Below are 22073 nucleotides of genomic sequence, written 5' to 3' on the forward strand. Positions count from 1 at the left end.
CCCCATAACCGCCGGCGAAGCCGGCCCCGATCAGCCCCGCGCCGGATAGCAGCGCGCCGCACAGGAACAGGCGGCGGCGGCCGAGGCGGGCCGAGCACGCGCTCGCCAGCGGCGCGAACAGGGCCAGCGCCGCCACGAACAGCGAAATCGACCACGCCGCCGGCCAGTCGCGCGACCACCCGTCGATGGACGGGGCCAGTTCCCGGACGTAGAGCGGGAAGAACGGCCGCGTCAACTCCTCGGCGAACAGCAGCAGGAAAGCCGCCGCACGCACCGGGATCAGGCCGGCCACACGCGGGGTGTCGGCGCTGGGGACGCTTGCCGAGATCGCCCCGGCGTCGGGTTCGCCGGCGAGCGCGGCCGGAGGGGTCTTGGCACGCTCGGCAACCGTCGCCGCTTGCGACCGTAATACCGCCCGATAACCGGCGTTGACCCGTTCGATTTGCGCGTTGAGCGAACGCCCCAAACGGCCCAAGCGATCACGCGCCGCCTCCGCCAACATCCGACTGAAATCGCCGCGACCCAGGCGTTGCAGCAGTGCGTCGAGCTGTCGCAAGGGTTCCGAGATGCCGCTGACGGCGACCAGCAGCAGCAGTTCGAAAGCCGCCACGACCGCGACCGCCAGGACGATGGCGATATCCAACAGCATCGCCTCGATCTGACCGGCGACGGTGCGCGCGTCGATGCCGAGATGGATGACACCATCGGTTTCCCGCGCACCGACGGGCAAGGCGATGCGGTAAAAATCGCCGCCGTCGGGGCGGGCGGCGGGCGGAGCTGGAGGAGCGCCCGACAGCGTTTCCAGCAGCGTTTCCAGCACGGCCGGCAAGCGGTAGTGCGGGATCAGTTTGCCGAGCGGCGTTCCGGCCGCCAAAACCTCCGCCGTTTCGGCGGCCAGATACTCCCGTTGCTTCGCATCGAGCCGGCCGTGCTGGTACAAGACCGCGCCGTCGCGCGCGGTGACGGCGATATAGGCGAGGTCTGGAACCGCCTCAAGTTTGGCGGCGAAAAACGGCGCCATGCCTTCGAGCTTGGCGAACGGTATGCCGAAATCCAGCGCCCTGCGGATTTCGCCGTCGACCGACAGTCCAACGCGCACGGCTTTTTGTTCTATTTCCGGCAGCAGCTTCCGTTCGAATGCGACCAAGGCGTAATAGGACACGCCCAGCAGCGGCAGCAGCAGCAAGAGCAGGGTGACCGAGGTCAACGGGACGAGCCGGGTCTGCACCGGGCGAGCCGGCGGCTCGGGTCTTGGCCGGAGGTCGTGGTTCATGGGTTTACTCTCTGGCCGCGCCGGCGTGGTTCAGCCCGGCTCGTCGGGAATCGAGCATCGCCAAAGCCTCCCGAATGCCGTGTTCGGCGGCGGCGTAATGCCGTTCGAGCGGCGCGGCGGCGCGCGGCCGAAAAGCGGCGGCGCGCGGGTCCGAAATCGACCGATCCAGCGCGGATCGAATGCGCGCGAGGCTGCCGTGGAGGCGGTGGAACAGGCCAAACAGCGCGACGAACACCAGGGGCGTGACGCTCAGCCCCAGCATCGCGGCGACGCGCGCGAGTTCGGTGCGCGTCTGCCGGATGTCGCGGTCGTAGAACGCGCGGTCGTATTGCAGGACGATGCCGCCCGCTGGACGGCCGGCCGTGTCGGTGAGGCCGATTCCGACTTGCCAAGCCGCCGGCGTTTCGCCGCGCCAGCGGCCGACGGGGGTGGCCTGCGTCCGCCGCCGCCAGGTTCCCGCTTCCGGCGGGTTGGCGGCGAATCGATCCTTGCCGGCGTGCACGAGCACTTTCTCTGGATCGAACAGCGTGATCGACAGAATGCGGTCGTCCCTTTGCAATTCGCGTTCGATCACCGATTCCATGTTTTTCATGTTCGCTAGCGTAAGTCCGAGATCGAACCCGGTTTCGGCGGTCGCTTTGAGTTCTTCCACCACGAACGCGAAACGCGATTCGACCTGTTCCGACAAGGCGCGCTCGAACTTAACGGCGTCGAGCAGCACGGTCAGACCGAGGGCCAGGGCGATGATTCCGATGATAGTCACAGCAAGCTTGGCGATCATGGCGTGATTGATGGCCCGTCGGGTGGTGTTTCGCCGCGTGCGCGCGGATCGGGGGGAGGAACGCTTTGCGCGATCGTCCGGTTGGCTGATGGGTAACGCTGGGGCGGGCAAAGTTAGCGCCGGAAACCGGGAGCGAATCGAAACCGGCGGGGAGCGGGCGGCCTCGCTAACTTTGAGGCGAACGGGGTTACTCAGGGGGTGAAAGCGGGTCGGTATTGGCTCGATGGCCCGCAAGCGAATCCTTCTGTTTCCAGGAATCCTCGCCGTGACGTACAAGATAACCGACTCCACCGTAATCAATAGGCTCATTACCCAGCCATTCGACAACGCGCGAGCGCCGGGGCAGCTTGGAGGGCGCGCGGTTCAGATGGGTCAGGCGCAAGGGCCGCGCGCTCAACCCTCGGAATCCGGGTTCGCCAACAAAGCCAAGAATCTGTTGGACCGAGCGGTTACCTACGTTCGCAGCAATTCCGAACAGCGCGCGGAGGCGGGCATCGCGCGCGGCGTCCAAAACTTCGATAAGGCGTTCGGCAAGCTAATGGACGCAATGAAGCCCGACGACACCTACGGCGTCGATTTCGCCAAACTCTGCCGCCGCTTGGACGCGCTTCCCGGCAGCGCCAAATCGGCTACCAGCCGGGGAGTAGATTACAACGCGCTTCTAGAGAAACGGTTCAAGCAGTACGCCGCCGAGTCGGACCCTCAAACGCTGAAAAGCGCGCATGAAAACATTCGCTCGGCCTTGCAGCAGCTTGAATGGGAACAGGTGCGAGCCAAAACCCCCAGCGAACGCCAGCCCCTCGGCGCTCGCTTGACACAGCTTGAAAACCTGCGCGACCTTTCCGATCAAGTGCGTTTCGGCATGAACGCCGATCAGCTAACCAGCTTTCGCCGCGCCGGCGGGACGCCGGAAGAGATTCCCACGTTTAAAGACGCTGGATTCAGCATCGATCAGATGGTCGGCTTTCGCCAAACTGGTGGAAAAGCGGAAGACATAGCAGCGTTCAAACAAGAAGGATTCAACATCGATCAGATGGTGAGTTTCCGCCAAGCCGGCGGAAAACCGGAAGACATGGCGGAGTTTAAAAAAGAAGGATTCAGCGCCGATCAGATGGTGAACTTTCGTCGGGCTGGCGGAAAACTGGAAGACATAGCGGAGTTTAAAAAAGAAGGATTCACCGATAGCGAGATAAAGCTCTACGCTGGCTTCACTTTAGATAAGGCGAAATCGCTCCGAGCGGAGTACCAGCGATTGAATATATCGGTTAACGATAAAACCATCATCAGAGATTTCAAGGCCGAAAATTTACAAGGAAATATGGTGGAATTTGGCAAGGGCGAAATCAATAAAGTTTACCAAGGTGTTTATAAAGTTTCAGACGGTTCATTGTTCACCGGTATTTTCAAACCTGAGAAGTCGCCTGATTTGAGTCGGCAAATCGCCCTCAAAATAGGTAATGCCGCCGCATATAGCGGAATCGATTCGTTTGACCCGCAACTGGGTGGGCGTAATATCGCCTCCTCTATCCTTAACGATTCGCTAGGCTTCAAAGTTATTCCCCGTACCGGATTCGGCACAAATGGCAACAATGCAGTGGGCACGGTAATGGCGAAAGCGAATGGCCTAGCGGGCCGCGATTCGCCTCCAGCGCTATTTGACGATCCAGCAGTGCGCCGCGAACTGACGAAACTCCAATGGCTCGACGGTTTGACAGCCCAAGTGGATCGTCATCCCGGCAACTATCTAATCGAGGCTCATCCCGATGGTAGCGGTAAGCAGGTGATTGGCATCGACAACGATGCGTCATTCGGCGACAAGATCACCCATCCCAATCAAATCGCTCTAGGGAAGGGTTGGTTAAAAGGAGTATTGAGAGGTCTCAGGCTGCCGCCTGTCATCGATACCGATATGGCCAGAGCGTTTAGAGAACTAACGCCAGAGAAACTTCAGGCGAGTTTGAACGGTTTGATGACTCAAAACGAGATTGACGCCACCAAAAAACGCCTGATCGGGATACAGGAACATATCGACGCTCTCGAAAAAGCTGGCCGTTTTGAAGCAGGCCGTTTTATCAACCCCGATCAATGGGGCAGCAAAGAAGTGGGTAATAGACTGAACGATCCCACCAACAGTTATGTGGCGCGCGATAAAAAAATCGCTGCTCGTAAATTTTGAGAATCATTGATAAGGCTCAGATCGAGAGAAATTGGCTATGAAAAAATCGTCTCGTGCTCCGCACGAAACCCATCCCTAAACGATTCCCAGCAAATCCACGCCAACCCTTCTGTGAGATATCTTCCAAAGAGCAGAACACCATGACGCAACGATACATTTCACCGGGTCTTCAAAAGGCGCGCGCGCTGTTCGCGACCGAAGGGTTGCCGTTCCCGGAGTTGCCCCCCGCGCTAGCGGATCAAATGCGGCCGTTTGAAGAACTGCTTTTCGGCACGCGCGATCCGGAAACGGGACCGTATGCCCTGGACGTGTTCCGCGACGCGGTGTACGAACAGCCCGTGGCCGATTACGCGCTCCTGGGTTTCGACGGCCACGGCATCAACTCGTGGGCGCTGCATTATTACCTGGTGCAAGGGCCGCTGGCGCTGTTCATCCAACTGCCTTGGGGCGGGGCTTACACCGACCCCGACGAGGCGAGAGCGCGCGTCGGCGAGGCTTTCGCGCTCGCCGCCACCCTGACCGCCGAACTGGCCGGGGCGCAAGCCGCGCGGGCGCTTCCCGGCGGCGTCAGGCTAGTGGTGACGGATAGCCAGTTCGTGGAGCCGGGCTGCGCTTGGCTCAAAGCGCCGGGCGCGCCGCCGGTGGAATTTTGGCGGCCGCCGGGTTCGCCCCTGGCGCAAGCCGTGGCGGCGGTGCAAGACCTGCGCGCCGGAAAAATCAAGCTCTAGGCTGTGTCATCAGTTAAGCCTGACGAGATGCGGCCCCTGTCCTCCCTCAACCGCCGAGGAATCCCCCGATGAACATTCGCGATGTTCTGGCCGAACTGGGCCACCAAATGGGCTTGAACGTCACCCTCAACGACGAGGGCGTCTGCCGCTTGGTGTTCGACGAGCGCTTTGCGGTCGATATCGAAGCCAGCCCCGATAACGATACCGTCCACCTTTATTCGGTGCTGTGCCCGGTTCCGCCCGAAAACAAAGAACCCTTCTACGAGCGATTGCTGGCGGCGAATTTGTTCGGCGGCGACACCGGCGGGGCGTGGTTCGCGCTGGACGGCGTACACGGCGAGGTGGTGTTGAACCGCACGTTGAAAATGACCGATACCGATTACCAGGATTTCGCCGATTTGCTGGAAGCGTTCGTCGCTCATCTGGAGTCTTGGAGCGACAAGCTCGCCGGCGGCGAACTGAACGAATCGACCGATGCGCCCGCCGTCGATAGGGCCGCGAGCGACGCCATGAGCGGCTTTATTCGGGCCTGAGCCAACACCTCGCACCCCGCGCCGAATCTTCGCGGGCGAACTAACTTCCGCCGCGCACGGGTTACTCAAGAAAGCGAGTCCAGCGCAAGCAGCGGACTTCTCACCGACCACCGCAAGGTAAGGACCATGAACACCGAAACGAGAGAACCCGAGGGCGTTTCCCAGGAAATCCTGCGCAAAGGCCAGGAATTAGTGGCTCAAATCCAGGCCATGCTGGACGAAACCGACCGCCTGTACCGACAGCACGGGCTGAATCGCGGCTCGGCCAAGCGCTTCCTGGAAAGCGGCAACCTGTCGCCCGGGCAAAAAGCCAAGGCCGAGCAGGAACTCGAACAGTTTCTCCAGGAAGTCGAACGCGACATCGAACGCGATCTGGCCAACGCCCGATCCGCGTCTCGCGAGTCGGCCAAGCCCAAATTCCGCGCCATGCGGATTTAGAAAACAACGCCCGAAATAGAACATCGCGGTACGAATCAACTTTTTAAAGAGGATACGAACAGATGAGCAACAGCGTGCAAAGCGTCGGCGGCGGTACTTTTATCGTGGACGGTCAGAGCATGGATTACGCGACATTGGTGCTGGCGCTCCAACTAGAGCGCGTCGATCTGCTCGACAAACAGCTCGGCGCGCAAGCGCAGGCCATCCAGGATCGCAATGCCCTGATCGCCCAGGCCAACGACATGCTGACCAGGGTGCAACAGCTAAAAAATCAGGCGGCGCAAAATAATACCGCCACGAATGGTGGTGCCGACATGAAGAAATTCTTTGACACTAACGGCATTAAATACGACACAACCGGTAACGATATGATCAACACCAAGGACGAATGGGAGGTCGCCATCCAGGGCTTGAAGAATTTCACCGACAAGCTGAACAGCCAGTCGGAACTCGATTTTATCCGGGTGCAAAACCTCAATAACAAGCGCGAGCAAGCGCTCGAACTGACGACCAACCAGTTGCAGAAAGACTCCAAGATCAAGAACGACATCATCGGTAACACGCGCTGAGCGCCCCAGGAGTCACTCATGGCAGCCACACAGCAAACCGCGCAAGTCATCGGTTTTGGAGCTGAGGAGTTGGGCAAAATCGTCGACGCTCTTCTCGCCACCGGCGGCATCCTGGGCGCTATTCGCGGCCTGGACCACCAAGACTTCGAGGCCATTTACAGCGTCGGTTACAGCCTTTACAACCAGGGCAAATACGCCGACGCCGAGAATATGTTCACGTTCCTGTGCTTCTACGACCATCTGGAAAAGAAAAACTGGATGGGACTCGGCTCCAGCCGCCAGATGCGCAAGGATTTCGACGGCGCGATCAAAGCTTACTCCTATCTGGCGTTGCTCGATGTCGCCAACCCGTACCCGCCCTTGCACGCCGGGGACTGTTATCTGGCGCTCGGCAAGCTGGAGGAAGCCGAGAGCGGCTTTTTCGCCGCCGTTCACTGGGCCGGTGACAAACCGGAGTACCAGGCCGCGCGCTCGCGGGCGGAAGTGCTGTTGCAGGCGGTCAAAACCAAGCGGGAGGCGCGACATGGATAACGCCATCGGCTTGTTCGACCCCAGAATTTTGAATTCGAGAGATTTGCAGTTGCTGGAAACCGAGCTGATTCGGAGCAGCAGGAGCGCCGCCAGCGTCCCACCGCCGGCACTTGCCACCGAGGCCGGGCCGTCAGCCGCGAGCGACGGCGGGATCGGCCAGCCGCGATTGGAAGCGCCCAAGCTGGATAGCTCCAGCCTCGTCACGCAATTGCTGGCGCTGAAATCGAAACTGACCGAGAACCAGCTCGCCGGCAGCAGAGCCGAAATCGAGACGCGGCGCGCGGACAACCAACAGAGGTTCCAGGAGCAGATCAAGGCGCTTCAGGACTTCACCGCCAAGGCCGCCGAGGCGAAAAAGTCCGGCGAGATCGGCAAAATCTTCAGTTGGATCGCGCTGGGCCTCTCCGCCATCGCCATGGTCGCGGCGTCCGTCGCCACGGTGCTGACCGCTGGCGCGACCGCGCCGGTGGTGGCGGGTTTGGTCGTCGGCATGGTCGCGCTGGCGGCGACGGTCACCGTGACCGGCTTGCAGGAAAGCGGCAAAATGGAAGAGTTGATGAAGGGCCTAAACGACGATCAAAAAATGGGCGTCACCGTAGGCATCCAGGCGACTTTGCTGGCGTTGTCGATCCTTGCCGCTGTTCTGAGCTTCGGGGCTGGCGCGGGAGCCGCCGCCAACGCCGCCAGCGAAACCGTTAAAACCGCCGCGACCGTGGCTCAAGTCGTCAAATCCACCGCCCAGGTCGCCGGAGGCGTGACAGCGGTCGGTCAGGGTGCGGCGCAGATCGGTTCGGGCGTGCTCCAAAAGGAGGCGAGCGATGCCCAGGCTGATGCCCAAAGCATCAGAGCCGCGCTGCAAAAAGCGCAAAGCCTGATCGATGACGAAATGGAGCGCATCGAAAAGATGTTGCAAGAAATGGATGAGGGCGTCACGCGGGTTTTCAGCATGATGCAAAGCCAAAACACCACCACCGTCCAGATCGCCAAGAACATGGTTTGACGCCCGCGCGGCGCAGCAGGAGATTGTCAGTGACCACGATCAACACGCATTACACCGGCCCACGGATTAACGGCGACGCCGAACCGAGCGAGAACGCGGCCACCGCCGCCGGCAAGGCCACCGTCGTGTCGGACGTCGCGAGCGACAGTGGAGGCCCAGACCTGAGCCGCCGCGACAAGCTGTCCTTATCCGGCTTGCCCGAACCCGAAGGCCAAGGCCCGGCGGGCGATTTAAGCGCGACCACTCAGCGTATCGCCCATCTGAGCGAGTCGGTTCAAGCCGATGTTTTTGCCTTCATGAACTTGTTTTTTAAAATGGCCCTGGAAACTCGCAAAACGGCCAGCGAAATTCGTACCGCCGAGCGCGAGGCCAAATTCCAGGAACTCCAGAACGCCGCCGATAAAATCCGCGAGGCGGGCGTTTATCAGATGGTGGCGGGCATTGTGGGCGGTGTGGCGACCATCGGGTCGGGCGCTCTCAACATGGCCGGCGGCCTCAAGTCGTTGAAAGCGTCCAGCGATGCGTTAAAAGGCTTCAGTAGCGAACGCCTTCCGAATAGACCGATCGAGCTGAGCGATTTAGAGGTGAGCCAAAGCCCCAGCGTGGGCCAAAGCCTCAATCCGGCCACGGCGCAAACGCAAGCCCAAGCGGTCGGCATGAAATTCGGCGGCATCGCGTCGGGGGTGCAGGGTGCGGGCCAGATCGGTAGCGCCGGCCTGGGTTTTGGCGCGTCGGTGGCGCAGACCGAACAAAAGGAACATGAAACCCAGGCCGAGAAGGATCAAGCCCAGGTCGATACGGCCAACGAGCTGTACCAGAACATGCAGCAAACCATCCAGGACGTGCTGAGCAGGCTGGCGGCGATCCAGCAATCGAACAGCGACACCGTGAAGCAGATCGTGCGGGCTTGAGCGCGCCGAGCGTTTTCTCGGTCAAAAAGAAGCCCGCCGCATCCCGCCAAATCCGCCGTGTCGGCTATACTCCCTCAAGCGTCCCTCTTTTGATGCGCTCTGACGGTCTTTGAGCGGTGGGGACGTTGGGTTTTAGAGATAGGTGAACCGGTGCGGCGAGCGAGCGAGAGCAAAACGGGCGACGGCCGGCCGACCTTTGGGTCGCGCCGGGCGTTGGCCGCGCTGTCGCTGGCGGCCGGACTGGCTTTCGCCCAGCAAGCGCCGGTTCCGCCCGCGACCGTCGCCGACCATCACGAAGCCATCGTGCCGCTGCCGCTCACCATCGCGGTGGACCCCGTTCAAGCCGCTATCGGTGAGCGCATGTTTCGCGACCCGAGGCTCTCTCAAGATCGCGACATGGCTTGCACCGCCTGCCATCACCTGGACAGCGGCGGCGGCGACGGCTTGCCCCGTGCCAAGACCGCCGACGGGGTGACGCTGGCGCGCAATTCGCCGACCATTTTCAATGTCGCCTTCAATTTTTCCTACAACTGGGATGGGGTCGCCGACAGCCTCGAAGCGCACGCCGACCAACTGTTGCTCAACCCCAAGATCATGCGGGCCGACTGGCCGGAGCTGCTGGCCCGGCTCAAGGACGACGCCGGGTACGTGCGCGCCTTCGCCGCCGCTTACCCGGACGGCATCACCAAGCCCAACGCCCTGAGCGCCCTCGCCAGCTACGAGCGGTCCCTGATCACGCCCAACGCCCGTTTCGACCGCTACTTGCGCGGCGAACTCGGAGCGCTGAGCGTGGCGGAACGGCAAGGTTACGCACTGTTTTCAGGCTATGGCTGCATCGCCTGCCACCAAGGCGCCAACGTCGGCGGCAATATGTATCAGAAGTTCGGCGTGTTCGAAGACGTGCTGACGCCGACCGCCCAAGACGCCACGCCCGATCCGGGACGCTACAAGGTCACCCAGGTCGAACGGGATCGCGGGGTGTTTCGGGTGCCGAGCCTGCGCAACGTGGCGCTGACCGCGCCGTATTTTCACGATGGCCGGGCGGCCACGCTGGAGGAGGCGGTCGAGACCATGGCGCGGGTGCAGTTGGGCAGAAATCTAGCGCCGACCGAAATCGGCCTGATCGTCCAGTTTCTGCGCAGCCTGACCGGGGAATACAACGGGCGGCCGTTTGCGGGAACCGCGCCGGAACGGCGCTGATGGGCGCGTATCTCAAGCCGCTGTCGGTCGTGGTCGCGTTGCTGGCGCTGCTGACTGCCGTCTGGTGGCAGAGCCGGGGGCCGGATGCGGCCTTGGAAACCCGGCTGCACGAGGCGCTGTTCGCCTTCGAGGTCAGCGACACCGCGCTCAACCGCGACGTGTTGCTCGCCCGCGCCGGCCTGCTGCGGCGTTACGATTCGCTGGCGCAAGGCCGCCACGATCTGCGACGGGCGCTGCGGGCCTTGCGCGCGACCGACGCCGGCGGGGCGGAGTTCGTCGCTTCCGACGGCGCGCTCGAACATCTGGAAACCGCCCTGGCCGAAAAAACGGCCTTGGTGGACTATTTCAAATCGGACAACGCGCTGCTGCGCAATTCGTTGATGTATTTCAACACCGCCGGCCAAGCGCTGCGCGGCGCGGCCCTGGCGGCGTCGGAAACGGGGCTGGCGGCGGAAGTCGGCGTGCTGTCTCACGCCATGTTGCGGTACATGGAAGCACCGCAAGCGCATGTCGGCCAAGAGATCAAGGCCATCCTCGACCGCTTGCCGCCCGCGCCGGCTTCGTTCCGGGCCGATCTCAACCTTTTGGTCATCCACGGCCGGCTGATCGTGGATTTTTTGCCCCGGGCCGATGGCCTGCTGCGTCAGATCGTCGATGCGCCGACCGCCGCGGGCGTGCGGGCGCTGCGCGATAGGGTGAATGGCCACTTCGACCGCGCCGAGGCGCGCGCCGGGATCTTCCGCCTGTTGTTGTACGGTATCGCGGTGCTGCTGCTGGGTTACTTGATCCATCTGTTCGCCCGCTTGCAACTGAACGCCCGGAACTTGCGCCGCGCCAACGCCGACTTGCAACGGGAAATGCTCGAACGCCGGCAAGTGGAAGCGGCGCTCAGGGAGAGCGAGCAGCGTTTGCGCCATTCCCAGAAAATGGAAGCTGTCGGCACTCTGGCCGGCGGCATCGCCCACGAGTTCAACAATTTTTTAGCGCCGATCCTGGGCTATACCGAACTAGTGCTGGCGGGATTGCCGCGCGATTCGCGCCCGCGCCAGCAACTGGAAAAAGTGCTGGCCGCCGCCAAGCGCGCCCGCGCCGTGGTCGGCAAAATCCTCACCTTCAGCCGGCGCGGCGAAAGCGCGCGCAAACCGGTCGAGCTGCAACGGGTGGCGAGCGAGGCGGTGCAACTGCTGCGGGCCTCGCTGCCGGCCACCATCGCCATCGATGAATCCTTGCGCGTCGAGAGCGGTTGGGTCGAGGCCGACGCCGACCAACTGCAACAAGTCATCATCAATCTGGGCGCGAACGCCGCCCACGCCATGCCCGACGGCGGCACGATCACCGTCCGGCTGGAGCCGGCGACCGTCGAGCTGCCGGCCGACGCCGACCTGCCCCGGCTCAAGCCGGGCCGCTACTTGCGGCTCAGCCTGAGCGACACCGGCTGCGGCATGGATCAGGCAACTCAGGCCCGCATCTTCGAGCCGTTTTTCACCACCAAGGAAACCGGCAAGGGCACCGGTCTCGGCTTGGCCATCGTCCACGGCATCGTCAGCGATCACGGCGGCGCGATTGAGGCGGCCAGCACGCCGGGGCAGGGCAGCACGTTCACCGTTTTGCTGCCGCGCGCCGAGGCCGGGGCGGGAGTGGAACTCGGCGAGGAACCGGCGGTCGCTCTGGGGCGCGGCGAGACCGTGTTGTTCGTCGATGACGAACCGGCCTTGGTGGAGTTGGGTGAGGCGATGCTGGCCGCGCTCGGCTTTAAGGGGATCGGCGTCGCAGGCGGCCAGCGGGCGCTGGCGGCGTTTCGGGCCGCGCCCCGGCGGTTCGATCTGGTGATCACCGATCAAGTCATGGCCGACATGAGCGGCCTGGAACTGGCGGCGGCCATCCGGCGGCTGCGGCCCGATATTCCCATCGCGCTCGCCAGCGGGCGCAGCGATGCCCGGCTCACCGAACAGGCCCGCCAGCACGGCATCCAGGAAATCCTGAAAAAGCCGCTGTTGAGCCGTGAACTGAACGAGTGCGCGGCGCGGGCGCTGGCCCGGACACCCGCTGGCGTCAGCCGAAAACCACCCGAATCCGGCGGTCGCTAAGCCGCCGCCTCGTCCTGGCCCAGCCGTTTCGCCAGCGAGCGTTCCAGCGCCTTGAGTTGGACCTCGATGCTGGCGTCCACCACGCCGATCTCGGTTTCCAGGATGCAGTCGCCCGCGTTCAAGCGGCGGTCGCCGACCACATCGACGAAATGGATGCTGGGAAAGCCGTGCAACAGCGTGTCCGTCCGGGCTTTGAGCGCCTCGACTTGTTCCGGTGCGACCCGCAGCGTGACCTGTTTTTGGGCGCGCACGGCGGTGAGCGCGTTGCGCACGATCTGGTAGGTCAGCGTTTCGTTGTCGAATTGGCCGAGGATTTTGCGCAGCATCTGCATGACGATCTGGCCGGTGCGCTGCTCGATGCCGGCGTAAAACTCCACCGTCGCGCCCAGCACGTCCATGATCTGTTCGGCCGTTTCGAGCTTGCCCTCCTCATGGCCGTCCCGATAGCCGCGTTGCTTCTCGGCGTCATAGGCTTGCTCGGCTTCGCGCTGGATCGCTTCGGCTTGCTGGCGCGCCGCCGCGATGATCGCCTCGGCTTCGGCGTAAGCGAGATAATCGGCCGCCTTGATCACGCGTCGGTCGGGCGAGGGTCTGAATTCGAGCGGGGTCACGCGGCTAAATGCGCCCATTGTGGTGCAAGCTCCCAAAGCAGTTGATCGAACAAGCGCGCGCTGGCGGCCGGCGACGGCATGGCTTTGCTGGAGGCGAACGAGGCCGCCCAACCGTGCGGAAACTTGAACAGCAAGCGTCGCCGCAGGGCGCACTCCCGCCCCTTCAGGCTGGCGGCGAGACATTGCAGACCGGCGAGCAGCGTGATCCGGTGGAAGGCGTCCGGCGACACGCGGTGCAGCGCGGCGGGTAAGGGGGCCACGCCGCCGAGAAAAGGCGCGCGTTTCAGGGCGAACAAAAACGCTGGCTCGCCCAAGCGCTGCTTGAGCGCGGCGACCTTATCCCGTTCCACCGTCTGGCGGACGTAAGCCGCCGTGGCGGTCAGGCCGGCGTACAGCACCAGTTGCGTCAGCGTGGGACTATCGAGCAAAGCCAGCCGCGTCGCGGGCGCGCTGAAATCGAAGCAGTACTGTCCTTCCAAACCCCAGGCGGCGAGCAGGTGGCGCGACAGCCGTTGGGCGACGCGCGGCGATTCGCGCAACCTGAGCAGCAGCGCGCCGTGCGGCAGAGCGGTGAACCAACTGTCGTGGGCGTAACGGCTGGGCAAGCAATTGAATTCCACAATCGCCGCCGCCAGCCGTCGGTCTAAGCCGCCGGGCGCGGCGGGTGAGCGGAGGCGATCGGGCCGATCAACTGGCACTTGACGGCTCCGCGCGCTTTCTCGGACGCAGGAATTGATAGAGGTTGCCCGACAAGGAGCCGACCGCGAGCGCCAGCAGCGTTCCGACCAGCAACCAGAAGGACGCGACCGATCCCGGCGCAAGTTGCAGCCAACCGACCTCGGCCAGCGGCGGCGGGGCGTCGCTAAGCGCGTCGGCGGGCGCCGGGAATAAAGCCACCGAAATCTTGTCGTAGGTCAGCCCCTGGATGCCGTTGTTGACGATCATCTTGATCTGCGGCACGAAAGCCGCTAGCTCGGTTCCTTCGCGGTATTTGATGAAGACCGAGGCCGAGGCGGGAATGATGGTCTTGTCGAACGGCTTGCCCTCCGGCATCACCAGATGCACGCGGGCGGTGATCACGCCCTCGATCTGTGACAGCGTTTGCGAAACGTCTTGCGACAGCGCGTAGATGTAGCGGATGCGCTCCTCCAGCGGCGAGGAAATCAGGCCCTCCTTGGGGAACAGCGCGCCGATGCTGTCGAACTTGTCGCGCGGATAGCCGTAATCCTGTAACAGATCGACGGCTTGGGCGACGCGCTCCTCGTCGACCCGCAGCGTCGCCGCGCCTTCCTTGCCGGGCTGTTTGTCGCTGTCGATGTGGTGGCGCAGCAGCACCGCCAACATGGCGTTGGCGTCACGCTCCGGCAGGCCGGAGTACAGTTCGACCTTGCAACCGGCCAGCAGGAGGACGGGGAGGAGCGGCCACCATGACCGCCGCGCCGCGCGCTGAAGAGTTCGACCGAGGTCAGTGGCTTGCATGGCGTTTCATTGGCTCTTGATGAGGGTTTCGATGCCTTGGGTCGCTTTGCCGACGACTTTGGCGGTCAGGTCGACCTGCATCGACGCTTGATTGAGTTCCATCTGTGCTCTAAGCAAATCCTGCATCGACGGATTGGCGTCCGCTTGGCTCAGGTTTTCCACCTTGCCGATGGCTCCCCGATAATCGGAACGCATCTTGTGCAGGGATTGCAGGATGGAATCGCCCGGACTTGACGCCGTGGGCGCGACCGGGCTTGTTGCGATTGCGGCGGGTTCGGCGGACGCTTCGGCCGGCGCGGTCTGCTGCGCTCCATTCAAGGCTTCTTGAAAGCGGGCGGTATCGTTGAGATCCGCTGGCTTAGACGCGACGCTCTGCTGGCCTTCCGCCGCCTGTTCGGCAACGCGCTCGACGATTTGTTTGACGCCCGCATTCTCGATCATGGCGATCAATCCTTAAGACGCTTCGCTCAACAGATTCTCGGCTAGCGCCTTGGCGTCCCGGTCGTCCGCCGTCGCCACGACCTCCTTCAGCCACCGTTCGCTCTCTGGAGCGCGGCCCGCCAGCTTCAGCGCCAGACCGACGAAGCACTTGGCGACGGCGCTCGCCGGATTGATCTTCAGGGCTTGCCCGGTCAGGATCGACAGCGCCGCGTCGTGCCGACGGGCGCCGATATGGTTCAAGGCCAGACCGATCAAGGGATATTCGCTGTCGGGCCGATAGACTTTAAGGCCGTTAAAGATGGCTTCGCCCTCGGCGTTTAACCCCTGGCCGACGGCCAGGAAGCCGATGGCCGTCAGTTGCTTCACATGCTGTTCGCTGGCGTTCACGGTGCGTTTGCTCCGGCTCAGATTTTCTGAACGATGCCGCGCGCCGCATCGCCGATGGTCTTAATAGCGGCGCTTTGCAAACCGACCACCACGCTGAAGCGGTTGGTCTCGGCTTGAAATTTGAGCAAGTCGGCGGTGTTGTCCGGGTTCAGGTTGGATGAGAGTTGACCGAGCCGGTCGTTTTGCTGGTCGACGATAGATCCCAAGGTGCTGTTGATCGTGCTGATGTCGAAACTCATGACGCGAGGCTCCCAAAAGCGGTTTTAAGCGGGGTGGAAACGCTGCCAAACCTTCTCCACCACGGTCGCGGCGGCGTTGATGGCGTTATGCAGGTTATAGACGCGCTCGAATTCGGCCGGCGCGACGCCCCCGTCGAGAACGCGCTTGATCTGGGCGGCTTGTTGGCTCAGATCCTCCAGAAGTAGCCGGCGCAGCACGCCTTGGCCGTCGGCTTGCAGTTCGTCTTCCAAGGGAAAACAGTGGGCGGTTTGTGGCGAGGTCATGAGCTTCTCCCGAAGTCCTGGATGATGTCTCGATCCCCGTCGGACAGGATCAACCCGTCGTCCTGGATCGCCTTGAGGACGTAGCCGTTGCCCAGGCTCGCGCCCTCCAGATATTTGGCGCCGTCGGTGGTGACGATGAACCGGACCGCACCCAGGCTCACGCTTTTGATGGCCAGCGGCGACGGGGTGCGCGGCGCGCCGGTCGCGGGTGCGGGCGATAGGGTGCGACCGCCGGCCGAACCCGCGTTCGTGGCGGCGCTGGCGGTTCGACCCGCCGCCACCGTCGCCCGATTGTCCAGCTCGCGCAAACCGGGGATGTCGCGCCGCAACGTCTCCACGGCGCGCGTCAGGCTGGGTTGGTCGCGGGTCTCGCCGTTCAAGCGGAGCACGCCGGGCGAGCCGTAACTCACCGTCAGCGGTAAATTCAAACCGTTCAAGACGGCGCGGCCGGATTCCAGCAACTCATCGGCCGACCAGACCTGCAACCGCACTCTCAGCCCGCGCTGTTGCAAGGCGGCGCTCAAGCGCCGTTTTTGCTCGGCGTCGGCGACATAGCCCTCAAGCCGCCAATCGCCCTTTTCCGAGCGGGTGAGTTGCGCGTGGTCGATTTTCAGTTCCGCCAGCAGCGCCCGGAGCTGGTTTTCCGTTGCGGGCGACGGGGTGCGCGGTTCCGGCAACGAGGCGGCGGTCGGCGGGCTGTTGCCGTAAAACAGCATGATCGCCAGGCCGCCGGCGATGACGGCGATACCGCCCAGAGAGGCGAGCTTTTTCGCGGGCGGTTTCGGTCGCCGGGCCGGGCTTGAATTCGGAAGGTCGTCGCTGGTCGCGGCTATCGGCCGAACGGTCGGCTCCACGGCCGGCGCCTCCGCCAGCGTCGGCGGCGCGCTCGCCGGAGCCAAGTCGGGAAGCGTGATGGGTTCCCACGGTTCACCCTCCGGCGCGACGGCGAAATGGGTCGTGCCGAGCGTCGCGAGCTGGCAGAAACCCAAGGAAGTTTCATCCTCGATTGGCCGGCCCGCCACCGTGACGGGACGCTCCAGCGGGCTGAGCTGGATTTCCGTGGCGCTGAGGCGCAGCCGGGCGTGGCGCGGGGCGACCGCCGCATCGTGCAGCACGATCTCGCAAGACTCCGCGCCGCCCAGGACATAATCGCCGGGTGGCAACAGCACTTCCGCCCCGGCGTGAGGGCCGGAGAAGAATTTCAGGATGAACCGCCGGCGGCTGTCGCTCATGGCCTTTGCGCCCGCGCGGTCAGGGCTTGGGACCGGCGGCCGTCGCCGTTTGCGCGACTAGCGCGCCGACGCCGGAATTGGCGGCGGCCTTGGCGTTAAGGCCAGCGTTGGAAGCCTTGATGCCGTCCAGCGCCTGGAGATAACGGTTGTAGTCCTCGATCCGCCGTTGCATCTCCACCGCGCCGGTGGCCCGTCCCGCTGCGGTCGGCTCAATCGCCAGCGTCTTGATCGCGCGCGCCGTTTCCGGCGGCGGCTCGGAACTGTAGTTAACGCGCCCGGTTTCGTCCGTCCAGCGGTAAACCGCGTCGGCCTGGGCCGTAGCCTTGACCGGGAAGCTGGCGTCCAGCGTCTTGCCCATCTCTTCGATCCGATCCAGAAACGGTTGGGGGCCGGAAACGAACACGATACCCTCGTCCGCGACCGGCTTAAAAGTGAAGCGGTCGTCGAGGATGCCGAGCTGTTGCAGGGTCTTCTGGAAGCGCGCGACGGGATAGAAATTCAGCTTGACGATGCGCGAGCGCATCTCGTCGGCGCGGTAGACGTACAGCACTTGGCCGTCGTAATACCAGACCAGCCCGTAAGCGGTAACCAGTTGCTGTAGGAAATCTCCCGGCGGCAGTTGGTTGAAACGGGCGTTGATCTTGCCCGCGATCTTGTCGCTCACCACCACGGGAATCCCTTGGCTGGCGGCGAAGCCGCGCAACACCTCGGCGATATCGTCGTTGACGGCGTAATAAGAAAAGGGGGTCGCGCTCCAGGAGGGCGGCGCGGCCCACGCGCCGAAGGTCGCCAGACCCAACAAACTCGCGGCCAGCAACCCGCGCAGCGGCTTCGACTTTTTCATGGCGAGCGTCCTCCAAATCAGGGAAAGAGCAGGGGTAGCGCCGGCTCGCGCCGGGCCGTCCCGCCGCACAAGCGCCGCCAGTATTCCAGGCGGTTCAGGTAATCGCCGAGCGCCTGTTCCAGATCGTCGATGCGCGCGTCTTCCAGCGCCAGGGTTCGGTGCAGGATGAACTCGTCGCCGGCGGGATCGAGGCTGACGATTTCCGGGTGGTCCTTCATCGTCGCCAAGCTGTGGCGCAGCAGCTTTTTCAACTGATCCTCCGCTTGTGGCGGATGGGTCGCCCGCGGGCCGATGGAGCCACGCAACAATAGGGATTTGCCAATCGGCGCGCAGCGCACTTTCAGATCATCGTCAAAGACCAGCGAATACTCGCCGCGCGGGTCGGGACGCAGCCCATCGAATCCGATTCGATCCGCCAGTTGTTGCATCGCCTCGTTGAAGTGCATGAGCCTGCCGCTCCTCGCGCCGGTTGCGCCGCTGGTCTGAATCCGCCAGCGCGGCGTGCGTGCTGGCCTACTGGATGGGTAACGGCGGATGGAGCAAAGTTAGAGCGGGGTGCGCGCATCTGCATTTTTGATGGGGCAACCGGGCCAATAACGGCGGGATGGCGCGCATGGCGGACATGGACGAGCGCCTGATGCGAAGAGGAAGGTTTCCTGAGTGAGCAACCGTCCGGCTGGAAAAGCGAGATTGGAGTTCGACGGCCTAAGCAGACGCCAACACGTTGTGAAACCGTTGTCCGCCGCTCAGCCGATAAACGCCGAAATCGCGTTTGTCGAGCGTCAAGATATCGGTCGCGCCGGTTCGGTCGGCCAGCCAAACCAGGGAAGCATCCGCCAAATCCATCGGTAAGTCGTGATACTTCTCGATTCGGGCGGCGATGTCCGCGAGCGCCGTGGCCGGCAAATCGTGCACTTCAACCGCCACCGCCGCCCAGCGCAGAAAGCGAGGGACCAGATGGCTGGGAATCAGATGACAAACCTCGGTCAATACCGGCCATGTGGTCGAGAGCCGGCCGCGAAATTCCGTCAGAAAGGCCGTAACGCGCGCGTGATCCTGGTCGCGGCGATCCAACCAAGCCACCAAGGGACCGGTGTCAACCAACAGTCTGGACACGTTGGCGCTTCGCCGCCAATCGGGCGCGCAGGTGCCGGGCGTGATGGCGGCCGAGATCGCCTTCTCCGCTGTCGAAACAGCCGATCAGCTCCATGGCGGCAGCGGTTGCGGCGGGCGTGGGTTCCTCGCGTTCGGCCAGAACCGCGATGGCGGTTTTGATCACCTCGGTCTGGGATTGCTCGGTTCTCGCGCAAATTTGGCGCAATAGCGCGTCGGTGGCGTCGTCCAGTCGAACAGAGATCATGCGCATGGTCTGCCCCTAATTGTATTACGGTAAATAATACACCACATCGACCGGCCGACCCAGCGGTTTTGGCTTGTCCCGGTTTATTTTCTCACCCGTTGCCGATCAGTGTTGGGTCATGGCCTCGGCCGCCTGCGCGCGGGTATAGAACCGGCCAGCGCGGAGAAAACCCGCCACCACGGAGTCTTTCACCGCCGTCACCCGGCCGTTGGTGGAGCGCGCCACCACCCATTCGTCCGGCAGCCCGTCCAAAAGATGGATGGGCGCGGGCCTGCCGTCGGCGAAGCGCGACGGATAAGTCGCTCCGGTGGCGGTGTCGGCGAACGCCGGTAGAAAACCGCCGCCGCGATTTTCCTGGCTGACGCCGCCGCTGCCCTTGAAGCGGCGGTTTTGTGCCTTGATCCGTCCGGGCGTCATGAACCGACCGGTACGCGCTTGGATTTGGGGCGCCGCGCCGTCGTTGGCGAGAGCGAGCGCGTTCATGCTTCCAGCACCGCTTGGCGCAACGCCTGCCGCGCCCGGAACAGCCGGTTCTTGACGTTTTCCACCGTGGTGTTCTGCGCTTGCGCGACTTCCTCGTAGGACAAGCCGCGCACGGCCACCAAAACCAGCGCTTCTCGCAAGCGAGGGGCTAGTTTGGGCAGTTCTTCTTCGAACTGTTCCAGCAACTGCGCCAGATGGGTTTCGGCCACCGGATCGCCCACATCGCTGGCCACGTCTTGCAACGCCTCCTCATCCACGAAGCAATGGCGGCGCTGTGGGGCGCGATTGAGGTAATTGCGCACGATATTCAAGGCGATGCCCGTCATCCAGGTGCAGAAACTGGACTGGCCTTGAAACGACGCGAAACTGAGATAGGCTTGCAGCAGGGCTTCCTGCGTCAGGTCTTCCGCGTCGTGATGGTTTTTGACGTGCTTGAGGATGAAATAAAAAATCCGCTTGCGCTGGGCCTCGATCAAGGCGCCGGGTAGTTCCTCGGTCTTGGGGATCGCCCTGGCGACGGCGGTCCCGGCCATTGCGTCGGCCGCAGACGCCGGTTGCGCTGAAGGCGGAACCAAGGCCAGGACGCGCGCCACCGGTTGCGACGGCAGCCGCTGGCCGGGCGCGACCGTTCGAATGGAACGCTCGCCCAGCGGGTGATCGGCCTTCTTGCCGGAACCGTTGCGCGCATAAACCTTGCTCTTGAGTTCGACTGCTGCCGTGAGTGCCATGCTAACCTCCAACGCTTGAGTGGATGAAAAACCCGTTTCATTGGCGTTGAAGGATGCCGGCCAGTTATCGTAGGATCATGTTAGTCAAAGAATTTTTTATGGCGGTTGATATAAAAATCATGGCGGATGCAATAAATTTGCAAACAGTGTTTCAGCGAGCCAGCCACCGACGCGCCGCTGCTGGCGGACGCGGACACGGGCGGATAGCCCGAAACAGGGTCAAACGTTGACATCCTCCCCGCCCTAAAGGACAGGGATTCCCACGACTGGCGTTCGATGTCCCGAACGGAGAAGGATATTTAAAGCGGAGTTTTGATCACGGTCATGTCTGGAACCGCACGCGCTACATACCCAGTCTCTTATTCCAAGGTCTGCGACACCTTTCGGCCCCGACGTACAACCGCACGTCGAACAGACCTGGGTAGACATTCTTTCGTCCACTTCCTCAAACCATGCGCCGTGCTCAATAGCTTTGTAGCGGAGCAGGTTACGAAAGGACGACCAGCCCGCATCCAAAACCGATTTGGCCAGGCGGGTTTTGGCCAATGCGGCGGCATTGATGTTGCCGACCGCGATGTAATCGAAGGTTTTAACCAGCTTCAGCGCTTCCTTGTGCAGGAAATCCGTGCGTTGATTCACGATCTTGGCGTGAAGGGCGGTCACTTGGCGGCGTTTATGGGCGCGTTGCGCGATGCCCAAGTGGTGTTCCAAAGCGCGGTAGTGGCGGCGGTTTTCAACCTTGGCTCCCGTGGACAGCGTGGCGAAATCTTTCAACCCCAGATCAATGCCAACACCGTGCACGGGCACCCTGGCCGGAACGTCTGCAACCTCAATCACGATATTCAAAAACCAATGGCCTCTCGCATCTTGCGAGAAGCTGGAGCCATCTTTGATTTTCCCTTCTGGCAACGGACGAGAATAGAACACCCGAAAGGTGTGGCCATGGAAGCGGAAGGCGTTGCCTTCGCGCTTGAGGTCACGGCCCTTGAAAGGCACCCAGCCCAAAGACTTCCGACCCCGATAGCGAAGAAAGGGGCGCTTCTTTTGCGCTCTGGATTTGGCGTATTGCTCACAGACGGCGTTAATCGTGCCTGCGTGCAACCCCAATTCCTTGCTGGTTCCTGTGGTCAGCGTGTTCAGATCAAAGCCGCTGGGCCAGCGCTTGTGCCACTTCAGCGCAAACTTTTGCGTGTCGTTGCAGAAATTCCAAACGAAATTCACCGCCCGTCTTTGCCGATTCAAAAGACCGTTCAGGGATTTGACCCGATAGCGAAAAACCTTGACCATTCAAGTATTTTAACAATTGGTCTAAGGCAATGCAAAACGATATTCGACGTGGTAGGCACGTCGTTTTTAAGCTTCACGTCCACTTGGTCTTCGTTCCAAAGTATCGCCGTAAAATCTTTGATCAGGATGCCTTGGCACGCTTGCAAACCGCTTTTTCTCGCGTCTGCACGGATTTTGACGCCACGCTTTCTGAATTCAACGGCGAAGCGGATCACGTCCACTTGTTGGTCGAATATCCGCCCAAGGTGGCGGTTTCCACGCTGGTCAACTCGCTTAAGGGTGTTTCTGCACGACGATTACGACAAGAAAGGCCCGACCTTGCCCAGCGGTATTGGCGCGGCGGCCTGTGGTCAGCCAGTTACTTTGCCGCCTCCTGTGGCGGTGCACCTGTTGCCGTCCTTCGCCAATACATTGAGCAGCAACAAACCCCTACGTCTTGACCGTCCTGCGGACGGTTCGCTATCCCTCCCCAGCCTAAAGGTCGGGGTCTC

Annotated in this window: 28 protein-coding genes; 11 read left to right on the forward strand and 17 right to left on the reverse strand. The window is 62.5% G+C overall.

What is annotated here, in order from left to right; translation table 11 throughout:
- On the reverse strand, positions 1-1273 hold a 1273-nt coding region (locus tag BN873_RS12300; protein WP_048674097.1), incomplete at its 3' end, for a hypothetical protein.
- Positions 1274-1277: 4 nt separating this feature from the next.
- The gene (locus BN873_RS19920; RefSeq protein WP_139031711.1) at positions 1278-2054 is read right to left on the reverse strand and encodes a hypothetical protein; all 777 of its coding nucleotides are present in this window, start codon (positions 2052-2054) and stop codon (positions 1278-1280) included.
- 223 nt (positions 2055-2277) lie between these two features.
- Here BN873_RS19920 and BN873_RS12310 point away from each other — a divergent pair, with 223 nt between their 5' ends.
- The 10 genes from BN873_RS12310 to BN873_RS12355 all read left to right on the forward strand — a co-directional run bounded on the left by BN873_RS12310 (position 2278) and on the right by BN873_RS12355 (position 12227).
- A complete protein-coding gene (locus BN873_RS12310) occupies positions 2278-4230 on the forward strand; it encodes a hypothetical protein (RefSeq protein WP_139031712.1) in 1953 nt (650 codons plus the stop codon).
- A 140-nt stretch (positions 4231-4370) separates the two neighbouring features.
- The gene (locus BN873_RS12315) at positions 4371-4958 is read left to right on the forward strand and encodes a hypothetical protein (RefSeq protein WP_048674102.1); all 588 of its coding nucleotides are present in this window, start codon (positions 4371-4373) and stop codon (positions 4956-4958) included.
- A 68-nt stretch (positions 4959-5026) separates the two neighbouring features.
- Positions 5027-5491 (forward strand): type III secretion system chaperone, encoded by a 465-nt coding sequence (locus BN873_RS12320; RefSeq protein WP_048674104.1) that lies wholly within the window; start codon positions 5027-5029, stop codon positions 5489-5491.
- 126 nt (positions 5492-5617) lie between these two features.
- A complete protein-coding gene (locus BN873_RS12325; RefSeq protein ID WP_048674105.1) occupies positions 5618-5929 on the forward strand; it encodes a hypothetical protein in 312 nt (103 codons plus the stop codon).
- A gap of 62 nt (positions 5930-5991) precedes the next feature.
- Positions 5992-6498 carry a hypothetical protein gene (locus tag BN873_RS12330; RefSeq protein ID WP_048674107.1) on the forward strand — a complete coding sequence of 169 codons (507 nt, stop codon included), beginning with the start codon at positions 5992-5994 and terminating at the stop codon, positions 6496-6498.
- Between the two features lie 18 nt (positions 6499-6516).
- Positions 6517-7029 (forward strand): SycD/LcrH family type III secretion system chaperone, encoded by a 513-nt coding sequence (locus BN873_RS12335; protein ID WP_048674109.1) that lies wholly within the window; start codon positions 6517-6519, stop codon positions 7027-7029.
- Positions 7022-8029 (forward strand): type III secretion system translocon subunit SseC family protein, encoded by a 1008-nt coding sequence (sctE, locus tag BN873_RS12340; protein ID WP_048674111.1) that lies wholly within the window; start codon positions 7022-7024, stop codon positions 8027-8029. The genes BN873_RS12335 and sctE overlap by 8 nt, the downstream gene beginning before the upstream one ends.
- A gap of 29 nt (positions 8030-8058) precedes the next feature.
- Entirely contained in the window at positions 8059-8940 is an 882-nt protein-coding gene (gene sctB, locus BN873_RS12345; protein ID WP_048674113.1) for a type III secretion system translocon subunit SctB, read from the forward strand.
- 150 nt (positions 8941-9090) lie between these two features.
- Positions 9091-10140, forward strand: coding sequence for a cytochrome-c peroxidase (locus BN873_RS12350; RefSeq protein ID WP_082161263.1), 1050 nt, complete (start codon positions 9091-9093; stop codon positions 10138-10140).
- Positions 10140-12227, forward strand: a complete 2088-nt coding sequence (locus BN873_RS12355; RefSeq protein ID WP_048674115.1) for a DAHL domain-containing protein — start codon at positions 10140-10142, stop codon at positions 12225-12227. The genes BN873_RS12350 and BN873_RS12355 overlap by 1 nt, the downstream gene beginning before the upstream one ends.
- Here the strand turns inward: BN873_RS12355 and BN873_RS12360 are convergent.
- The 15 genes from BN873_RS12360 to BN873_RS12430 all read right to left on the reverse strand — a co-directional run bounded on the left by BN873_RS12360 (position 12224) and on the right by BN873_RS12430 (position 21582).
- Positions 12224-12856 carry an HrpE/YscL family type III secretion apparatus protein gene (locus BN873_RS12360; protein ID WP_048674116.1) on the reverse strand — a complete coding sequence of 211 codons (633 nt, stop codon included), beginning with the start codon at positions 12854-12856 and terminating at the stop codon, positions 12224-12226. The two genes, BN873_RS12355 and BN873_RS12360, sit on opposite strands and share 4 nt — an antisense overlap.
- Entirely contained in the window at positions 12835-13536 is a 702-nt protein-coding gene (locus BN873_RS20425; RefSeq protein WP_048674118.1) for a SctK family type III secretion system sorting platform protein, read from the reverse strand. The genes BN873_RS12360 and BN873_RS20425 overlap by 22 nt, the downstream gene beginning before the upstream one ends.
- Positions 13526-14317, reverse strand: a complete 792-nt coding sequence (gene sctJ, locus BN873_RS12370) for a type III secretion system inner membrane ring lipoprotein SctJ (RefSeq protein WP_071244180.1) — start codon at positions 14315-14317, stop codon at positions 13526-13528. Before sctJ ends, BN873_RS20425 begins: the two co-directional genes overlap by 11 nt.
- Positions 14318-14323: 6 nt before the next feature.
- Positions 14324-14758, reverse strand: coding sequence for a type III secretion system inner rod subunit SctI (gene sctI / locus BN873_RS12375; RefSeq protein WP_048674120.1), 435 nt, complete (start codon positions 14756-14758; stop codon positions 14324-14326).
- Between the two features lie 12 nt (positions 14759-14770).
- Positions 14771-15145: a hypothetical protein gene (locus BN873_RS12380; RefSeq protein ID WP_048674121.1), complete on the reverse strand. Its 375-nt coding sequence runs from the start codon at positions 15143-15145 to the stop codon at positions 14771-14773.
- A 17-nt stretch (positions 15146-15162) separates the two neighbouring features.
- Positions 15163-15384 carry an EscF/YscF/HrpA family type III secretion system needle major subunit gene (locus BN873_RS12385; protein ID WP_048674123.1) on the reverse strand — a complete coding sequence of 74 codons (222 nt, stop codon included), beginning with the start codon at positions 15382-15384 and terminating at the stop codon, positions 15163-15165.
- 24 nt (positions 15385-15408) lie between these two features.
- On the reverse strand, positions 15409-15648 hold the full coding sequence (locus tag BN873_RS12390; protein WP_048674125.1) for an EscE/YscE/SsaE family type III secretion system needle protein co-chaperone: 240 nt from the start codon (positions 15646-15648) through the stop codon (positions 15409-15411).
- Positions 15645-16880 (reverse strand): type III secretion system inner membrane ring subunit SctD, encoded by a 1236-nt coding sequence (gene sctD, locus BN873_RS12395; protein ID WP_048674127.1) that lies wholly within the window; start codon positions 16878-16880, stop codon positions 15645-15647. The genes BN873_RS12390 and sctD overlap by 4 nt, the downstream gene beginning before the upstream one ends.
- A 19-nt stretch (positions 16881-16899) precedes the next feature.
- Positions 16900-17724, reverse strand: a complete 825-nt coding sequence (locus BN873_RS12400) for a DUF4124 domain-containing protein (protein ID WP_048674128.1) — start codon at positions 17722-17724, stop codon at positions 16900-16902.
- A 17-nt stretch (positions 17725-17741) separates the two neighbouring features.
- Entirely contained in the window at positions 17742-18170 is a 429-nt protein-coding gene (locus tag BN873_RS12405; RefSeq protein ID WP_048674129.1) for a CesT family type III secretion system chaperone, read from the reverse strand.
- A gap of 259 nt (positions 18171-18429) precedes the next feature.
- A complete protein-coding gene (locus BN873_RS12410; RefSeq protein ID WP_048674131.1) occupies positions 18430-18840 on the reverse strand; it encodes a type II toxin-antitoxin system VapC family toxin in 411 nt (136 codons plus the stop codon).
- A complete protein-coding gene (locus BN873_RS12415) occupies positions 18821-19090 on the reverse strand; it encodes a ribbon-helix-helix protein, CopG family (protein ID WP_048674134.1) in 270 nt (89 codons plus the stop codon). The genes BN873_RS12410 and BN873_RS12415 overlap by 20 nt, the downstream gene beginning before the upstream one ends.
- A 99-nt stretch (positions 19091-19189) precedes the next feature.
- Positions 19190-19567 carry a hypothetical protein gene (locus BN873_RS12420; protein ID WP_071244183.1) on the reverse strand — a complete coding sequence of 126 codons (378 nt, stop codon included), beginning with the start codon at positions 19565-19567 and terminating at the stop codon, positions 19190-19192.
- On the reverse strand, positions 19564-20295 hold the full coding sequence (locus BN873_RS12425; RefSeq protein ID WP_048674136.1) for an RNA polymerase sigma factor: 732 nt from the start codon (positions 20293-20295) through the stop codon (positions 19564-19566). The genes BN873_RS12420 and BN873_RS12425 overlap by 4 nt, the downstream gene beginning before the upstream one ends.
- A 243-nt stretch (positions 20296-20538) precedes the next feature.
- On the reverse strand, positions 20539-21582 hold the full coding sequence (locus tag BN873_RS12430; RefSeq protein WP_048674137.1) for an RNA-guided endonuclease InsQ/TnpB family protein: 1044 nt from the start codon (positions 21580-21582) through the stop codon (positions 20539-20541).
- A 29-nt stretch (positions 21583-21611) separates the two neighbouring features.
- On the opposite strand from BN873_RS12430, the gene tnpA reads away from it, so the two are divergent.
- Positions 21612-22022, forward strand: a complete 411-nt coding sequence (tnpA, locus tag BN873_RS12435; protein ID WP_048674139.1) for an IS200/IS605 family transposase — start codon at positions 21612-21614, stop codon at positions 22020-22022.
- Positions 22023-22073: the final 51 nt, after the last annotated feature.

Origin of the sequence: Candidatus Competibacter denitrificans Run_A_D11, from assembly GCF_001051235.1 — a bacterium.
Taxonomy (GTDB): Bacteria; Pseudomonadota; Gammaproteobacteria; order Competibacterales; family Competibacteraceae; genus Competibacter_A; species Competibacter_A denitrificans.

What these genes read in the sequence shown, in the direction of transcription:
- BN873_RS19920 (WP_139031711.1), bottom strand. Translation starts at nt 2,054, where the DNA reads ATGATCGCCAAGCTTGCTGTGACTATCATCGGAATCATCGCCCTGGCC.
- BN873_RS12310 (WP_139031712.1), top strand. Translation starts at nt 2,278, where the DNA reads ATGGCCCGCAAGCGAATCCTTCTGTTTCCAGGAATCCTCGCCGTGACG.
- BN873_RS12315 (WP_048674102.1), top strand. Translation starts at nt 4,371, where the DNA reads ATGACGCAACGATACATTTCACCGGGTCTTCAAAAGGCGCGCGCGCTG.
- BN873_RS12320 (WP_048674104.1), top strand. Translation starts at nt 5,027, where the DNA reads ATGAACATTCGCGATGTTCTGGCCGAACTGGGCCACCAAATGGGCTTG.
- BN873_RS12325 (WP_048674105.1), top strand. Translation starts at nt 5,618, where the DNA reads ATGAACACCGAAACGAGAGAACCCGAGGGCGTTTCCCAGGAAATCCTG.
- BN873_RS12330 (WP_048674107.1), top strand. Translation starts at nt 5,992, where the DNA reads ATGAGCAACAGCGTGCAAAGCGTCGGCGGCGGTACTTTTATCGTGGAC.
- BN873_RS12335 (WP_048674109.1), top strand. Translation starts at nt 6,517, where the DNA reads ATGGCAGCCACACAGCAAACCGCGCAAGTCATCGGTTTTGGAGCTGAG.
- sctE (WP_048674111.1), top strand. Translation starts at nt 7,022, where the DNA reads ATGGATAACGCCATCGGCTTGTTCGACCCCAGAATTTTGAATTCGAGA.
- BN873_RS12355 (WP_048674115.1), top strand. Translation starts at nt 10,140, where the DNA reads ATGGGCGCGTATCTCAAGCCGCTGTCGGTCGTGGTCGCGTTGCTGGCG.
- BN873_RS12360 (WP_048674116.1), bottom strand. Translation starts at nt 12,856, where the DNA reads ATGGGCGCATTTAGCCGCGTGACCCCGCTCGAATTCAGACCCTCGCCC.
- sctJ (WP_071244180.1), bottom strand. Translation starts at nt 14,317, where the DNA reads ATGCAAGCCACTGACCTCGGTCGAACTCTTCAGCGCGCGGCGCGGCGG.
- sctI (WP_048674120.1), bottom strand. Translation starts at nt 14,758, where the DNA reads ATGATCGAGAATGCGGGCGTCAAACAAATCGTCGAGCGCGTTGCCGAA.
- BN873_RS12385 (WP_048674123.1), bottom strand. Translation starts at nt 15,384, where the DNA reads ATGAGTTTCGACATCAGCACGATCAACAGCACCTTGGGATCTATCGTC.
- BN873_RS12390 (WP_048674125.1), bottom strand. Translation starts at nt 15,648, where the DNA reads ATGACCTCGCCACAAACCGCCCACTGTTTTCCCTTGGAAGACGAACTG.
- sctD (WP_048674127.1), bottom strand. Translation starts at nt 16,880, where the DNA reads ATGAGCGACAGCCGCCGGCGGTTCATCCTGAAATTCTTCTCCGGCCCT.
- BN873_RS12400 (WP_048674128.1), bottom strand. Translation starts at nt 17,724, where the DNA reads ATGAAAAAGTCGAAGCCGCTGCGCGGGTTGCTGGCCGCGAGTTTGTTG.
- BN873_RS12405 (WP_048674129.1), bottom strand. Translation starts at nt 18,170, where the DNA reads ATGCACTTCAACGAGGCGATGCAACAACTGGCGGATCGAATCGGATTC.
- BN873_RS12415 (WP_048674134.1), bottom strand. Translation starts at nt 19,090, where the DNA reads ATGCGCATGATCTCTGTTCGACTGGACGACGCCACCGACGCGCTATTG.
- BN873_RS12420 (WP_071244183.1), bottom strand. Translation starts at nt 19,567, where the DNA reads ATGAACGCGCTCGCTCTCGCCAACGACGGCGCGGCGCCCCAAATCCAA.
- BN873_RS12425 (WP_048674136.1), bottom strand. Translation starts at nt 20,295, where the DNA reads ATGGCACTCACGGCAGCAGTCGAACTCAAGAGCAAGGTTTATGCGCGC.
- BN873_RS12430 (WP_048674137.1), bottom strand. Translation starts at nt 21,582, where the DNA reads ATGGTCAAGGTTTTTCGCTATCGGGTCAAATCCCTGAACGGTCTTTTG.
- tnpA (WP_048674139.1), top strand. Translation starts at nt 21,612, where the DNA reads ATGCAAAACGATATTCGACGTGGTAGGCACGTCGTTTTTAAGCTTCAC.